This is a genomic window from Micromonospora sp. ALFpr18c, assembly GCF_008868155.1.
Classification (GTDB): Bacteria; Actinomycetota; Actinomycetes; order Mycobacteriales; family Micromonosporaceae; genus Micromonospora.
Genome location: NZ_WBKR01000475.1, coordinates 1 through 289 on the forward strand (window position 1 = coordinate 1; position 289 = coordinate 289).

1 protein-coding gene is annotated in these 289 nt (G+C 74.0%); it reads right to left on the reverse strand.

The annotated features are described in order from the left end of the window. Positions 1 to 289 (reverse strand): substrate-binding domain-containing protein (locus tag F8271_RS31755; RefSeq protein WP_151493439.1); only part of this gene is annotated, 289 nt, incomplete at both ends.

Below are 289 nucleotides of genomic sequence, written 5' to 3' on the forward strand. Positions count from 1 at the left end.
AGCGAGACGCTGGACAGCTGGGGGAACATCATCCGGGCCAGCTCGGTGTCGTCCATGCCGACCAGGGCGACGTCCTGCGGCACCCGACGTTCGGCGGCCAGCAGGGCGTGCAGCGCGCCGACCGCGATGAGGTCGTTGGCGCAGACCAGGGCATCCGGGTCGGCGCGGGCGAGCAGCCGCTCGGTGGCGTCCCGGCCGGCGGCGTACTGGAAGTCGCCGACCTCGATCAGCTCCTCGTCGAGCGGGATGTCGTGCCGCGCCAGGGCGGCCCGGAACCCGGCGTCACGCG